The organism is Hyphobacterium sp., assembly GCF_965228115.1.
Taxonomy (GTDB): Bacteria; Pseudomonadota; Alphaproteobacteria; order Caulobacterales; family Maricaulaceae; genus Hyphobacterium.
The window spans coordinates 1,513,103-1,527,486 of sequence record NZ_OZ245794.1 but is presented as its reverse complement, the minus strand read 5'-3'; the positions used below and the strand labels follow the sequence as shown (position 1 = coordinate 1,527,486).

Sequence of the window (14,384 nt, the reverse complement as noted above, 5' to 3'; positions counted from 1 at the left end):
GTTCATGGGACCGGGGGTTGCCTAGTGCGCGGTGCCGAGATCGAACCCAAGATGTTGATCTTTGGTGCCGCGCGACTGGCCCAGCCAAATCAAGCACTGAAAACACGGGCGCATCCGGCTGCATGTGACCGGCTATAGGGCAAGACCGTGCCTGGGAATCGCGCTAGCCGATGCCGATGGGCAAACTCTACTTCACTTACAGTGCCATGAATGCCGGCAAGTCAGCGATCCTGCTGCAAGCTGCGCATAATTATGGTGAGCGGGGCATGGCTGTGATGCTGTGGACGTCAAGCCATCATGCCAGCAATCCAGAAGCCGAGATGGGAGAGATTGAATCCCGTATCGGTCTGAAGGCTCCGGCTCATATCTATCGCGACGGCATGGATTTGTTTGCGGCAATTGCGGCACGAAAAACTTCCGACCCTATCGATGCCGTGTTTCTGGACGAGGCCCAGTTCCTCAGCCGCGATCAAGTCTGGCAACTGGCCCGCGTTGGCGATGAGCTGGGTTTGCCGGTTTTGTGTTACGGTCTGCGGACCGATTTTCAGGGAAAGCTGTTCGACGGATCTGCCGAGCTTCTTGCCATTGCCGATGATTTGCGGGAAGCGCGAACCATTTGCCATTGCGGACGCAAGGCTACCATGAATCTCCGCCGGGATGCCTCCGGCGTGGCTATCACCGAGGGCACCCAGGTCGGTGTGGAAAAGTCAGCCTATGTTTCGCTTTGCCGTAAGCACTGGCTGGAAAGCATGCGAGCCGACGTTACTTGAGCCGGTCATTCGGCTGACGCCGGGTTGTGTCCCACATGAGCTTTCGCTGACGGGATCCGGATTTCTTCGACCATCTCCTGCACTTCTTTTGAAGGCGCGGGCGTCATCAGGGCCACCCCGATTGAGACCGCAAAGGCCAGCACCATTCCGATGGCGCCAAAGCCTTCAGGCGACACACCCAGGAACCATTGCGCTTCGGTTCCCAACGCAAAGTCCGGCAGGAAGCCGAACAGCCCGGCCAGTCCGGTAAGGGCGAACAGGCCCGCTGCCACCGCCATAGTGTTGCTTCCGTTCTTGCCGCCTTCGCCCCTTGTGCCGAAAAACAGGATGGTGGCCGCAATCGCAATCAACAGACCACAAACCCCTAGCACTATAGACGAGAAGCCGATTTTGAAGTGAACGATATAAGCGGCGGTGATCGAAAGACCGGTTGCCATGCCTGCAATTGCGCCTTCCTTGTTCATACGCTTCCAGAAGATGCCCAGGAAGATCGCCGGGAAGAAGCTGGCCGCGGCCAGTCCGAACGCAAACGCCACCACGGCGGCAACAAATCCGGGTGGATTGATCCCCGCATAAATCGCCACAAGAACGGCGGCGATGGCTGCTATCCGTGCGGTCAGCAATTCCTGCGTATCGCTCATTCCTTTAAAAAGAACCTTGCGGCAAAGATCGTGTGAAACGGCTGACGAGATCACCATAAGGAGACCGGCTGCGGTCGAGAGCGCAGCAGCGAGTCCGCCCGCCACGACCAGTCCGATCACCCAGGCAGGCAATCCTCCGATCTCCGGATTGGCCAGCACGAAGATATCACGGTCGAGTTGTGTCACCTCATTGGTTTCAGGATCTGCGCGGTACTGGATCAAGCCATCGCCATTGCGGTCTTCTGCATCCAGCAATCCGGTATCCCGCCAGTTATAGAACCAGGCTGGTGTGTCGCCATCTCCGAGCGCGGCGCGGGCTGATGAATCTACTGCAGCCTCTGCTGACCAGGCGCTCTCATTGACGGTGTCGATGAAGTTGGTGCGGGCAAAAACAGCCACGGCCGGGGCGGTTGTGTACAGGATGGCGATAAAAACCAGTGCCCAACCCGCTGATTTGCGAGCATCAGACGCTTTGGGCACGGTAAAGAAGCGGATGATGACGTGCGGCAAACCTGCGGTGCCCACCATTAAGGCCAGCGCAATCGCAAACACATCGATCATCTGTTTCGATCCGTCCGTGTAGGCTCTGAAGCCCAGATCGGTCAGCGTTGTATCCAACGATTGAAGAAGGGGTGTTCCGTCCTGCGCGTTACCGATGAAGCCAAGCTGCGGAATCGGCGTGCCCGTGATCTGTAGTGACAGGAAGATCGCAGGAACCATGAACGCGAAGATCAGCACGCAATACTGGGCGACCTGGGTGTAGGTGATCCCCTTCATCCCGCCGAGCACGGCATAGAAGAGCACGATGATCGCGCCAATGATGACGCCGGCTTCGATCGGGACATGCAGGAAGTTCGAGAAAGCAATCCCGACGCCGCGCATCTGCCCCGCGATATAGGTAAAGGAGATGAACAGCGCGCAGATCACCGCGACAATCCGGGCGGCCTGTGAGTAGTACCGATCTCCCACGAAGTCCGGGACGGTGAATTTTCCAAACTTGCGCAGATAAGGTGCCAGCAAGAGCGCCAACAGCACATAGCCGCCGGTCCAGCCCATCAGATAAACCGAGCCGTCATAGCCGGAAAAAGCGATGATGCCGGCCATCGACAAGAAGGAAGCCGCGCTCATCCAGTCTGCCGCGGTTGCCATGCCATTGAAGACCGGATGCACATCATGACCGGCGACATAGAAGTCGTCCGTCGAGCTCGCGCGGGCCCAGACCGCGATGCCGATATAGAGGCCGAATGTGGAGATGACGAAAAGTGCCGTCCAGAACAAAGTCGGCGATAAGCCCATGATTTCCATGATGTCCCCCTCAGCCCTGGTCGTCGTCAATGTCGTATTTGCGCTCGATGCGGTGCATCAGCGCGGAATAGACAAAAATGAGGGCAACAAAAACGTAGATGGCGCCTTGCTGGGCAAACCAGAAACCCAAAGGAGCGCTGCCGATCGAGAACTGATCAAGAAAATCCCGGAACAAGATTCCGGCTCCGAACGACACCAGGAACCAGATTGATAGAAGCACCGCCATCAAGGTGAGGTTCTCCCGCCAATATGCCTTGAAGGCCTGTTCGGAGATGTCGTGATTGCCTTTCGGGTTCTCCCCCTCCGGCTCGGTGACCTTCGCCATATCCCTCTCCCCAAAATCAAATTCCCTAGGATCAAAGAGTTGCAGGAAGGAGGGGCAAACGGCAACCCGGTTTTCTCTGCAAAGCAAAGTGGCCTCAGAGCTCAGCCTTCAGATTGATCTCTGCGCGGTCGGGGATGGCGGGCTGCGCTCCCTGCTTCGTCGTGGCCAGAGCCCCGGCCACGCAAGCAAAGGCAAGCGCCTCTTCGTCTGACTTGCCCTCCAAGAAACCAACCGTAAGGGCGCCGACAAATGTATCGCCAGCGCCTACCGTATCGATGGCGTCCACGATCGGTGGGGCAGCGCGGGCGACTTCTTTGCCTTCGCGAAACATGACCGCCCCCTTGGCCCCGAGTGTGAGCACAACGCTGTTTCCCAGGCGATTCAGCCTTTCAAGCCCGTAGAATTCTGCCTCAACCTCATTGACAACAAGGATATCCGCGAGTTTCAGGAATGCATCATCAAGCGGCATGGCCGGGGCCAGATTCACAACTTTCAAGCCGTCGCAAATCTTCAGTGCGGCTTCCAATGCCAGCACCGGTGTCTCGAGTTGGCCGATCAGTGCGCCGTCGATGATTTCGGGAATATCTGAAGGAGAAAGCACGGTGTTTGCACCGGGTGCGACAACGATCTGGTTATCACCGGTCTCGCTGACATTGATCAGGGCAACCCCGGTGGCGTGACCGGGTCTCGTCCGGCATTGTTCGAGGGCAACGCCTGCTGCTTTTAGGAGCTCAAGCGCTTGGGCGGCATGATCATCGTTTCCGACACAGGCAATGAGATCGACGTCCGCACCCAACCGGCGCGCGGCAAGCGCCTGATTAGCGCCCTTTCCGCCGGGGGCAGTGTGAAATGCGCCGCCAAGAACCGTTTCTCCGGGAGCCGGCAGATGTGGGCACTCAGCGATGAGGTCCAGATTCACTGAACCGACTACCGTGATCAAAGGAGTTGTCATAAGCGGGTGATCCTGCTCAGCAAGAGCTCGAACAGCCGGGGCGCGTCCAGGCCATCCACCCAGTTTACATTCGGCTTGGCGTCGCCGAGCAGGTGCACATCGACGGCTGTGTGACCGCGCCTTCCTTCTGTCTCGACGCGGACATGAGCTGTGCGGGCCTCGAAAAGATGCGGAGCCAATAGATAGCCGATTGTACATGGATCATGCATCGCAGCCCCGTCCTCGCCGTATATTTCTCCATAAATATCATTGACATGACCAATCATTTCAGAAATCAGGTCAGTGGTTTTGTGCCGGGCATCCGACAGCATCTTCATACGTTCCACGGTGCATCTGAATTTCAGCGTAGCGTCCAGACCGATCAGCGTGATGGGGCGGCCGCACGACATGACAATGTCGGCAGCATGGGGGTCGGCATACATGTTGAACTCGGCGGTTTCCGTAATATTGCCACCGGTTTCAAAAGCGCCGCCCATGATGACGATCTCGGCGATCGCCTCGGCAATATCCGGGGCTTCGACGAGGGCAAGGCCGAGATTGGTGAGCGGCCCGGTTGGGACGAGCGTAATGGACGCAGGGCTTGCTGATCGCAGCGTGTCAATCAGGAACGCCACAGCGTGTTCTGGCCGGGCGTCAACAACCGGTTCTGGCAATCGGGCCGCGCCCAGCCCGGTCTCGCCGTGAATGTGGGATGCAAATACCGGCGCTTCCTGAATGGGCCGCGGACAGCCTTGATAAACAGGAATATCGGTGCGGCCGGTGAAAGTGAGCAGGCCGAGTGCGTTCTTCGTACAGGTTTCCACCGGAACATTTCCGGCCACCGTGCAAATCCCTTTGATTTCCAGTTCTTCAGGGGAAGCGAGCGCGGTCAGCAGGGCGAAGCAATCATCCACGCCGGGGTCGCAATCGATTATGATCGGGCGGGCCATTTCGTTGTTATTCTCTTTTTCGGACCTAGGGGATGCCAATTTGCGGCGGCTTGGCTGCGGGAGCAAGACTTGCGGGACAGGCGAGCAAATTATCCCGTTGCAGGAGGGCGCCGCCAGGGTCTAAAGAGCCTTGACAGGGAGAGGATGGCAAATGTCGGAATCAAGAAGCGAAAAGCTCCGTTCACTCAGTATTGACCGGCATGAGCCGCCAAGCCGCGGCGGCGTTCCGATGTCGGCTGTTATTATAATTGCGTTGGTGTTCGCCGCGATCGGCGCTGGTGGCGGATGGTATGTTTCGGGGATGGGTGATGAGACCGCTCCGCCGCAACAGGCTGCGTCGGCAACAACGTCCACCCCTGCGGATTCGACGGAGTCTGCGGCGGATCCTTCTTCATCACCTGCTGTAGCGCCAAGACCCTCGGGTCTTGTGGCATCTGGCTATGTGGTCGCGCGTCGTCAGGCGACGGTTTCAGCGGAAATAACCGGGCGCATCCGGGAAATCCTGTTCGAAGAAGGCACACAGGTCGAGGCCGGTCAGGTGCTCGCAAGGCTGGATGACACGCGTGCAAGGCTGACGCTTGAAGAATTGCGGGCCCGGCTTTCATCATCCCGCTCCCGCATTGGCTCCCTATCTGCTCAACTTGATGAAGCGCGGATTGTTCTGGAGCGTGCGCAGCGTCTGGCTGAAAACAATATCGGCTCCGAAGCGGCTGTGACATCGGCGCAGGCGCAGGTCGATAGCCTGGAAGCACAAATTCGTACCGCACGTGCGGATGTTTCCGCGGCCGAGGTTCAGGTCCGCAGTCAGGAAGACCTGGTGGACCGGCATGTCGTCCGTGCACCCTTTGCCGGCGTGGTAATCGCCAAAAACGCGCAAATCGGCGAAATTCTGTCTCCGGCTTCGGCAGGTGGCGGTTTTACCCGGACCGGGGTGGCGACACTCGTAGATATGGCGTCGCTCGAGATCGAGGTTGATGTCAATGAAGGTCAGATTCAGCGGGTTTCACCCGGGCAACGCGTTGAGGCGGTACTGGATGCGTATCCTGATTGGGATATTCCGTCTCACGTGGAAGCCATTATTCCGACGGCGGATCGAAGCCGGGCGACGATTCAGGTTCGCGTGGCATTCGATGAACGTGACAACCGGATTCTGCCGGATATGGCGGCCCGGGTGACATTTCTTGAACGTGAATAACTTTGTTATTTAAAGTATCATTTGTTTGTGCTAGGCAGGGCGCAAGGAACAGGGACACAGCATGACCGACCAAGCATCGCTTTATCAGCTTCGCGATTTGTCCAAGACATACTCGCGCGGGAAAGAATCCATCACGATTTTCAAGAACTTGACGATGGATATCCCTCATGGGGATTTCATCGCCATCATGGGACCGTCCGGTTCTGGAAAGACGACCTTGCTCAATCAGTTGGGTGGGATCGACAAGCCGAATACCGGTGAGGTGAGCTGTGATGGCGAGCGGATTGACAGAATGAACCAGGGCCAGTTGTCAAAATGGCGCGCTGCCAATGTCGGTTTCATTTTTCAGTTCTACAATCTGATGCCAACGCTATCGGCGGCGCAGAATGTCGAGCTCCCGCTTTTGCTTACAAATCTGTCCGGCAAGGAGCGAAAAAACCGCGTTCAGACGGCGCTGGAAATTGTCGGCATCGCAGACCGGTCGCGCCACAAGCCAAGACAGCTTTCTGGCGGTCAGCAACAGCGTGTGGCCATTGCCCGGGCCATCGTCGCGGATCCGAAAGTCTTGCTCGCGGACGAGCCGACTGGCGATCTTGATCGTGCAACAGCCGATGAAATCCTGGGAATGCTGCAACAGCTGAATTCCGAGCTCGGCAAGACCATTGTGATGGTCACGCACGACCCCTCCGCTGCCAAATATGCCAAGCGCGAGCTTTTCCTCGACAAGGGCGAGTTCATCGAGCGCGGGAGCGCGTCATGAATGAGGCGACGCTTGTCCGTAAAGGCATGTTCCGGAAGGTGTTGCGCGCCATCCTGATGATGGTTTCGATTGCCATTGCTTTTTTTATCTTTGGCATGTTGGGCGCGATCTATAACGCATTCACAGCCGGGATCGATGTGGCGGCTGCCAATCGCCTGGTTACGGTCAACAAGATCAATTTCACGGTGTCTATGCCCTATGCCTATTACGGGCGGGTGCAGCAGGTAGAGGGCGTCGAAAACGTCGCCCACGCCAATTGGTTCGGCGGCTATTATCAGGAACCTGCCAACTTCGTGCAGACGTTTGCGGTAGAGCCCGAAGGCTGGTTGGTGGCCTATCCGGAACTGGTGATCCCTGCCGACCAGCGGCAAGCCTTCATCGATGGGCGGACCTGTATGGCGGCGGGCGAGATGGTGGCCACGCAATATGGCTGGTCTGTGGGCGATCGCATTCCGCTCAGCTCAAACATCTTCCAGAACACGCAAGGCAATAATGTCTGGGAGCTGGATGTTTGCGCGATCTTCACAACAGAAGATGAGGCCGTGCCTACGAATTACGTTCTGTTCCAATACGAATACTACAACGAAAGTCTGGCATTTGCGCGGGACTCGATCGGCTGGATGATCATCAACACCGCCGATTCCAGCCTTAATGATCAGGTGATCCGCGATGTGGATGCTCTTTTTGCCAATTCAGCGGCAGAAACCGAAACCACAACAGAGGCTGCCTTCAACCGGGCTTTCCTGGAGCAGTTGGGCGATATCACCTTGATCCTGACATCCGTGATCGGCGCCGCCTTTGCGTCAATCTTGATAATTGTGGGCACAACTTTGTTCCTGTCGATTAATGAGCGGACAAAAGAGATCGCGGTGCTGAAAACGCTTGGTTTCAATTCGACGCGCATCTTCCGGATGATCCTGTCAGAATCGCTACTCCTCAGCCTGATCGGGGGCGTAATCGGTCTGGGACTGTCCTCGCTCATTGTCATGGGGCTAGCGCCGATATTGTCCGGCTTCATTCCGGGCTTTGGCGTGGCAACAGAAACTTTGGTTCAGGGTGCGATCCTCATGACGCTCTTTGGTCTGGTCACCGGTTTTTTCCCTGCTTTCAACGCCATGCGCCTTCGTATCGTTGACGCATTCAGCAAGCTTTAGGAGGCTGTAATGAAACAGCTCTTTTCGGTCATTGCGATGAATGTGCGTTCCATTCCGCAGCGGGCAAGCATGTCGATCGCCACCATCCTCTCGGTGGCCCTCATGGTTGGTGTGCTGCTGTTTTTTCTGGCAATGGCCAATGGTTTCAGGGCGACCGTGACGGGCACCGGTGCGGATGATGTGGCCATGATCCTTCGCGGGGGCTCGCAGGCCGAGCTGAACAGCAATCTCCAGCGTGACGATGTCCGCCTGATCGAGATTGCACCGGGTGTGGCGGCCGATGAAAACGGCAATCCAATCATGTCGGCGGAGCTTTATGTCATTGTGGACGGCATCAAGCGATCCTCTCAGACCGAGGCCAACCTTCCCTTGCGCGGTGTGGAATCAGGAGCCGGAGATCTGCGCCAGAATTTCTCGATCGTTGAAGGCCGCATGTTTGAGCCGGGCGCAGCAGAGCTGGTCGTTGGCCGCGGTGTTATTCGCGAGTTCGAGGGCTTCGAATTTGGCGAGGTGATCCGCCTGGGTACGAATGACTGGACGGTGGTTGGCGTCTTTTCGACCGGCGGATCCGCATTCGAATCGGAGATCTGGACCGATCTTGGCGTGGTACAAAACCTCTATCAGCGGGGATCCTCGGTTCAGTCTGTCCGGGTCCGGCTGACCGAACCGGACGCGATCGAAGCGCTTCGCGAATACACCGACAGCGAAGACCGTTTGAATGTCGATGTTTCTTCCGAGGCCGAGTATTTCGCGGCCTCGGCGGCGAGCGGGACCATCACATTGATTGACTATGTTGCCTGGCCGCTGGCTATCACCATGGCGATCGGAGCTTTCGCGGGCGCGTGGAACACCATGTATTCGTCGGTCGAGACCCGTATGCGCGAAATCGCGACCCTGCGTACCATTGGCTTTAGCGGATTTGCGGCCTTTATGGGAACGCTTATCGAGGCGCTGGTGCTTGCAGCGATCGGAGGGGCGCTCGGTGCGACCATCGTCTATCTGGTCTTCAATGGATTTTCGGCCTCCACTCTGGGCAGTGGATTTACGCAGGTTGTCTTCACCTTTGCGGTGACGGGCAGTTCCATCGTGGTCGGCGTCGTTCTTGCGCTTATCGTCGGTTTTCTGGGCGGAATTATCCCTGGAATCCGGGCTGCACGCGTTCCATTGCTGGCTGTGCATTCGGGATAGCCACAAATCCCTTAGGCTATTTGGGCTTGCCCCCTTCGCGTTAGACGTTAGCTTCCCACGGATTATTTCTCGGGGAGTCATACATGTCGAAAGCTCGCAAGACCTTTTTGCTGGCCGGAACCGCCCTCTGTCTGTTGGGCGCCGCAGCCGTTGCGCAAGATGTGCCGATCATCCAGCCCGGCGCGCCGGGCGAAGCGCCGCGCGCGCTGAGCAGCGACGAGGCGGTCCAGCTTGCGGATAACAGCTATTCGGAAGACGACGTCATCTTCATGCAAGATATGATTGTCCACCATCAACAGGCGGTGGATATGGCGGAGCTGGTCGAAGGCCGTTCAGCGCGTGCAGAACTGGTGGAGATCGCCGGTCGCATTAACGCCTCGCAGGCTGATGAAATCGCCTTCATGCAAGAATGGCTTGAGAGCCGCGGCGAAGACGCCCCCGATCCCGCCGAAGCTCATGACATGGATCATGGCGAGCACGGCCATCATGCTCACATGGATCATTCGACCATGGCCGGCATGGCGACTCCGGAACAAATGGCGCAGCTGGCCGATTCGGAAGGTGTTGCGTTTGATATCCTGTTCCTTGAACTCATGATCGCTCATCATGAAGGCGCCGTGGAGATGGTCGACCATCTCTTCTCGCAGCGCGGGTCGGCTTTCGATCTCGTGCTTTTCAACTTCGCAAACGACGTCAAAAGTGAGCAGCAATCAGAAATCCGCCGGATGACGGCGATTCTGCGAGAGCTGGACGAAGACCCCCGATCGAATCTGGCGGCCGGTTTCCGCGATGCGGGAGAAGCGATCTCCAACCTGACGCTTGTCGCCAGCCTGCCAAAGCCGACCGGCTTCTTTGATCCGGAGAATCCGGCCGGTTTGCGTCCGGAGGTTGGTGCCGATGAAGAAGATGATGAAGAGGCCGAAGAAGCGGAAGAAGAGCGTCAGCGCCGCTTTGGCACGCGGGGTCCCTTCCTCAGCTTCTCCAATACCGATATGGCCTTTGCCGGCGATCTGATGGCAGTTGGCAATTATCACGGTTTTAACATGTATCAGCTGGGCGGCGGTGAGCCCGAGCTGGTCGCTTCGGTGGTTTGTCCCGGCGGCCAGGGCGATGTGTCGATCGTTGAAAACCTTCTGATCATGTCTGTTGAAGATACGCGTGGACGCGTTGATTGCGGACGTCAGGGCGTGCAGGGCGATGTCAGTCCCGAACGCTTCCGTGGTGTCCGAATTTTCGATATTTCCAACCCGCTGGCCCCTCAACAGGTCGGTCAGGTGCAGACCTGTCGGGGTTCACACACCCATTCGGTCGTGTCCGGTCCTGATGCCGATGGAAACATCATCGTCTACAATTCCGGGATTGGCCGCATTCGCGATGAAGAAGAGCTGCCGGGTTGTGTGGGTGAAGTTTATGGCGACAGCCGTACCGCATTGTTCCGCATCGATGTCATCGAAATTCCGCTGGAGAATCCTGGCGCAGCCCGGATTATCGACAGCCCGACCGTTTTTGCAGATGAAGAAACTGGCGAGATTTCGGGGCTCTGGCAAGGTGGCGATCATGGTGAAGGAACCCAGCGCACTGCTCGGACCGATGAATGTCATGACATCACCGTCTTCCCGTCGCTGAACCTGGCTGCGGGTGCGTGCTCGGGTAATGGTATTTTGTTCGACATTTCCGATCCGCGCGAGCCGCGCCGTCTGGACGCCGTCGTTGATCCTGGATTTGCCTACTGGCATTCCGCGACGTTCAACAATGACGGCACGTCGGTTCTGTTCACGGATGAATGGGGCGGCGGTGGCCGTCCGCGTTGTCAGGCGCATGACCCGATGACCTGGGGCGCAAACGCGATCTACGACATCGTTGATGGGCAGCTGATCTTCCGCAGCCACTATAAGATTCCCGCAGCGCAGTCCGAACGTGAAAATTGTGTGGCGCATAACGGGTCTATCGTGCCGGTTCCGGGACGCGACCTCTTCATCCAGTCCTGGTATCAGGGCGGCTTGTCGTTGATGGACTTCACGGACACGTCGAACCCGGTCGAGATCGGTTATTTTGACCGCGGTCCGATCGATGCCGATCAGATGGTCGTCGGCGGTTTCTGGTCATCTTATTGGTATAATGGCCTGATCTACGCGACGGAAATCGTGCGCGGCCTGGACATTCTGGCGCTCGCACCCAGTGAATATCTGTCCGAGCATGAGGTTGCCGCAGCTGCGCTCGGCAATCAGGGTTCGGTTTTCAACCCGCAAACACAAACAGAAGTGACCTGGCCTGACCATCCGGTCGTGGCTTTGGCCTATCTGGATCAGCTGGCACGGGATGAAGTTCTGGATACGGAGACCCATGAGGGCCTCGCTGGTGCTTTGGAACAGGCCCGCGCGCACTTCGAGGCAGAGACGAGCGATGCGGCTCTGGCCGAAACGCTTACGGGTCTTGCCAATGATCTGCCCGATGGCGAAGCCGGCACGCGCAACGCGGCCCGGCTTTCGGCTTTGGCGTCGACACTGGGCGGGATCGCAGAGACCCTTTCGCCGTAGTTGAACAAAGCGGGGCGGTTGAATTCAGGCTGCCCCCTTATTCCCAACAGGCCCTCGCCGATCATCGAGGGCTAACTCTGGAAAGTCTTGCCGGTCCATGACCGGATTGTCTGCAAGAACAGGAGTGACCTGATGGCCGATGCCCAGCCGCAATCGACTGTACCCAAGCGTAACTGGTTCACGCGTTTCCTTGATGCAGTTGAATGGCTTGGCAATCTTTTGCCGCACCCGGTTACGCTGTTCGCCATTCTTGCCGTCGGTATCGTTGTTTTGTCCGGCATTCTTGGCGGGATTGGCCTTGCGGTTGAAGACCCGCGTCCGGCAGGAACGCCCGGCCGGGCCGATGATGGCATGATCCGGGCGGTCAGCCTGTTGAGCGGCGATGGCGTCCGCCGGATTTTCACTGGCATGACCACAAATTTCACCAGCTTTGCGCCGCTGGGCGTTGTGCTGGTTGCCATGTTGGGCGTCGGTGTCGCGGAACGGTCAGGTCTGCTCTCGGCGGCTGTTCGCGGCATGGTGCTTGGCGTGCCGCGCCATGTGGTGACGGTGGCGATTGTCTTTGCAGGCATCGTCTCAAATACGGCGTCGGAAGTCGGTTATGTTGTTCTGATCCCGCTCGCGGGCGCTGTCTTCTACGCGCTTGGCCGGCACCCGCTGGCCGGTATGGCTGCCGCCTTTGCGGGCGTTTCGGGGGGCTATAGCGCCAATCTTCTGATCGGCACGATTGATCCGCTCCTTGCGGGCATAACGCAGGAAGCCGCCAATCTCATTGACCCCGATTATACCGTGGTGGCAACAGCCAACTGGTATTTCATGATCGCTTCGACCTTTCTGATCACAGCGATCGGGTCATTGACCACGATCTTTATCGTTGAACCAAAACTCGGAAAATTCGAAGTCGAAAAAGCGGACCCGGACATTCTTGATGACCGGATGCTGGAACCGCTTTCCAAGGACGAAAACAAAGGGCTTGTCTGGGCGGGGCTGGCCCTGCTGGGCGTCTTGGCGGTTATGGCGATTACGCTGGTTCCCGAATGGGGAATTTTGCGCAATCCGGAAACCGGTGACCGCATTAATGCGCCGTTTTTCCGGGGCTTTGTCGTCTGGATCCTGATCTTCTTTGTGGCGACGGGTTTTGCCTATGGCCGTGCTGTCGGCACGATGAAGAATGATCGCGACATTATTGATGCCATGGCGGCTGCGCTCTCTTCGCTTGGCCTCTATATCGTCCTCGTGTTTTTCGCCGCCCAGTTTGTCGCCTTTTTTGGTTGGACCAATCTGGGGGCAATCACTGCTGTGACGGGGGCCAATTTCCTGCAGGATACCGGCTTGACCGGCCCGGTGGTCTTTTTCCTTTTCATTCTGATGTGCGCCTTTGTGAATTTGATGCTGGGTTCAGCGTCCGCGCAATGGGCAGTGACGGCACCGATCTTCGTCCCCATGCTGATGTTGATCGGGTATTCGCCGGAAGTCATTCAGGCGGCCTACCGGATTGGCGACAGCTCGACGAACATCATCACCCCGATGATGAGTTATTTCGGCCTGATCCTGGCCTGGGCGACCCGCTATAAGAGTGATCTGGGCGTCGGCACGATGATCGCGATGATGCTGCCCTATTCGATCTTCTTCATCCTGACCTGGTCTGGTTTCTTCTTTATCTGGACGTTCGGGCTGGACTTGCCCGTGGGCCCGGGTTCACCAACCTATTACCCGGCGCAGTAAAAAGAGGCAGACGGTCCGCGATGTCACCCAAAGACACCGGTTTTGATGAGCGTTTCTTCAAGACTGCTGACGGCGTGAATATTCATTACCGGGTTTATGAAAGTGCAGGGGCGCCTACCGGTGATCCTGTGCTTTGCTTGCACGGGCTGACACGCAACCACCGCGATTTCGAGGATTTTGCGCCCGCGATCGCCGCTACGGGGCGGCAGGTCATATGTGCGACCCAGCGCGGCCGTGGCAGGTCAGACCCTGATCCGCAGCCCGACCGCTACAATCCAGGTGTCTACGCGCAGGATATGCTGGGTTTGCTGGATCATCTCGGTATCGACAAGGCCGTCTTTGTTGGAACGTCCATGGGCGGGCTGATGACAATGGTCGCTTCGCTTCTGGCCCCGGCCCGCATCACGCGGGCGGTCTTGAACGATATTGGTCCGGAATTGGGGCCAGAGGGGCTGGCGCGTATCCGTGCCTATGCCGGCAAAGCGGTCAGCTCGTTCGAGAACTGGGATTCAGCGGCCAATGCGATCAAGGCGATCAATAGTGTTGCCTTCCCAAAGAAAACCGGTGCGGATTTCTGGCTGGATTTTGCCCGCAAAACCTGTCGTGAAGATCGGGATGGTCGCGTTGTTCTGGAGTATGATCCGGCTATTTCCAGATCTGTCGAAGAGGGGGCCGCTACAGACGTTGACCTCTGGCCAGTTTTCGATGGGTTGCGGACTATCCCGACTTTGGTCGTGCGGGGCGAGCTCAGCGATCTCCTTCTCGATTCCACGGTAGAAAAAATGAAAAGCCGGCACCCGGATCTGAAAGCCGTGATTGTCCCGGATGTCGGGCATGCGCCTTTCCTGACCGAGCCGGAAGCCCTGTCAGCAATCAAGGATTTTCTTCGCGAATAAAAAGCGG

Annotated in this window: 12 protein-coding genes; 8 read left to right on the top strand and 4 right to left on the bottom strand. The window is 57.6% G+C overall.

Annotation, left to right across the window (positions count from 1 at the left end; translation table 11 throughout):
- The first annotated feature begins 176 nt into the window (after positions 1–176).
- Positions 177–770 carry a thymidine kinase gene (locus ACO079_RS08070; RefSeq protein ID WP_421789092.1) on the top strand — a complete coding sequence of 198 codons (594 nt, stop codon included), beginning with the start codon at positions 177–179 and terminating at the stop codon, positions 768–770.
- Positions 771–775: 5 nt separating this feature from the next.
- On the opposite strand, the gene ACO079_RS08065 is transcribed toward ACO079_RS08070, so the two are convergent.
- The 4 genes from ACO079_RS08065 to ACO079_RS08050 form a co-directional block, all read right to left on the bottom strand.
- On the bottom strand, positions 776–2,716 hold the full coding sequence (locus ACO079_RS08065) for a sodium:solute symporter family protein (RefSeq protein WP_421789091.1): 1,941 nt from the start codon (positions 2,714–2,716) through the stop codon (positions 776–778).
- A 10-nt stretch (positions 2,717–2,726) separates the two neighbouring features.
- Complete coding sequence (locus tag ACO079_RS08060) at positions 2,727–3,041, bottom strand: DUF4212 domain-containing protein (RefSeq protein ID WP_421789089.1); 315 nt, start codon at positions 3,039–3,041, stop codon at positions 2,727–2,729.
- 94 nt (positions 3,042–3,135) lie between these two features.
- Entirely contained in the window at positions 3,136–3,993 is an 858-nt protein-coding gene (locus ACO079_RS08055; RefSeq protein ID WP_421789087.1) for a ribokinase, read from the bottom strand.
- Positions 3,990–4,922, bottom strand: a complete 933-nt coding sequence (locus tag ACO079_RS08050; protein WP_421789086.1) for a nucleoside hydrolase — start codon at positions 4,920–4,922, stop codon at positions 3,990–3,992. The genes ACO079_RS08055 and ACO079_RS08050 overlap by 4 nt, the downstream gene beginning before the upstream one ends.
- A 229-nt stretch (positions 4,923–5,151) precedes the next feature.
- On the opposite strand from ACO079_RS08050, the gene ACO079_RS08045 reads away from it, so the two are divergent.
- The 7 genes from ACO079_RS08045 to ACO079_RS08015 all read left to right on the top strand — a co-directional run bounded on the left by ACO079_RS08045 (position 5,152) and on the right by ACO079_RS08015 (position 14,377).
- Positions 5,152–6,117 carry an efflux RND transporter periplasmic adaptor subunit gene (locus tag ACO079_RS08045; RefSeq protein ID WP_421789084.1) on the top strand — a complete coding sequence of 322 codons (966 nt, stop codon included), beginning with the start codon at positions 5,152–5,154 and terminating at the stop codon, positions 6,115–6,117.
- A gap of 61 nt (positions 6,118–6,178) precedes the next feature.
- Complete coding sequence (locus ACO079_RS08040; protein ID WP_421789082.1) at positions 6,179–6,877, top strand: ABC transporter ATP-binding protein; 699 nt, start codon at positions 6,179–6,181, stop codon at positions 6,875–6,877.
- On the top strand, positions 6,874–8,031 hold the full coding sequence (locus tag ACO079_RS08035; protein ID WP_421789080.1) for an ABC transporter permease: 1,158 nt from the start codon (positions 6,874–6,876) through the stop codon (positions 8,029–8,031). The genes ACO079_RS08040 and ACO079_RS08035 overlap by 4 nt, the downstream gene beginning before the upstream one ends.
- A gap of 9 nt (positions 8,032–8,040) precedes the next feature.
- Complete coding sequence (locus tag ACO079_RS08030; RefSeq protein ID WP_421789078.1) at positions 8,041–9,219, top strand: ABC transporter permease; 1,179 nt, start codon at positions 8,041–8,043, stop codon at positions 9,217–9,219.
- An 83-nt stretch (positions 9,220–9,302) separates the two neighbouring features.
- On the top strand, positions 9,303–11,756 hold the full coding sequence (locus tag ACO079_RS08025; RefSeq protein WP_421789077.1) for a DUF305 domain-containing protein: 2,454 nt from the start codon (positions 9,303–9,305) through the stop codon (positions 11,754–11,756).
- 132 nt (positions 11,757–11,888) lie between these two features.
- Positions 11,889–13,481, top strand: coding sequence for an AbgT family transporter (locus tag ACO079_RS08020; protein ID WP_421789075.1), 1,593 nt, complete (start codon positions 11,889–11,891; stop codon positions 13,479–13,481).
- Between the two features lie 20 nt (positions 13,482–13,501).
- Positions 13,502–14,377, top strand: a complete 876-nt coding sequence (locus ACO079_RS08015) for an alpha/beta fold hydrolase (protein WP_421789073.1) — start codon at positions 13,502–13,504, stop codon at positions 14,375–14,377.
- Positions 14,378–14,384 lie beyond the last annotated feature (7 nt).

Excerpts from the sequence above, each read along its gene's own strand:
- ACO079_RS08065 (WP_421789091.1), bottom strand. The coding sequence starts at position 2,716 with ATGGAAATCATGGGCTTATCGCCGACTTTGTTCTGGACGGCACTTTTC.
- ACO079_RS08040 (WP_421789082.1), top strand. The coding sequence starts at position 6,179 with ATGACCGACCAAGCATCGCTTTATCAGCTTCGCGATTTGTCCAAGACA.
- ACO079_RS08030 (WP_421789078.1), top strand. The coding sequence starts at position 8,041 with ATGAAACAGCTCTTTTCGGTCATTGCGATGAATGTGCGTTCCATTCCG.
- ACO079_RS08055 (WP_421789087.1), bottom strand. The coding sequence starts at position 3,993 with ATGACAACTCCTTTGATCACGGTAGTCGGTTCAGTGAATCTGGACCTC.
- ACO079_RS08025 (WP_421789077.1), top strand. The coding sequence starts at position 9,303 with ATGTCGAAAGCTCGCAAGACCTTTTTGCTGGCCGGAACCGCCCTCTGT.
- ACO079_RS08020 (WP_421789075.1), top strand. The coding sequence starts at position 11,889 with ATGGCCGATGCCCAGCCGCAATCGACTGTACCCAAGCGTAACTGGTTC.
- ACO079_RS08015 (WP_421789073.1), top strand. The coding sequence starts at position 13,502 with ATGTCACCCAAAGACACCGGTTTTGATGAGCGTTTCTTCAAGACTGCT.
- ACO079_RS08045 (WP_421789084.1), top strand. The coding sequence starts at position 5,152 with ATGTCGGCTGTTATTATAATTGCGTTGGTGTTCGCCGCGATCGGCGCT.
- ACO079_RS08060 (WP_421789089.1), bottom strand. The coding sequence starts at position 3,041 with ATGGCGAAGGTCACCGAGCCGGAGGGGGAGAACCCGAAAGGCAATCAC.
- ACO079_RS08050 (WP_421789086.1), bottom strand. The coding sequence starts at position 4,922 with ATGGCCCGCCCGATCATAATCGATTGCGACCCCGGCGTGGATGATTGC.
- ACO079_RS08070 (WP_421789092.1), top strand. The coding sequence starts at position 177 with ATGGGCAAACTCTACTTCACTTACAGTGCCATGAATGCCGGCAAGTCA.
- ACO079_RS08035 (WP_421789080.1), top strand. The coding sequence starts at position 6,874 with ATGAATGAGGCGACGCTTGTCCGTAAAGGCATGTTCCGGAAGGTGTTG.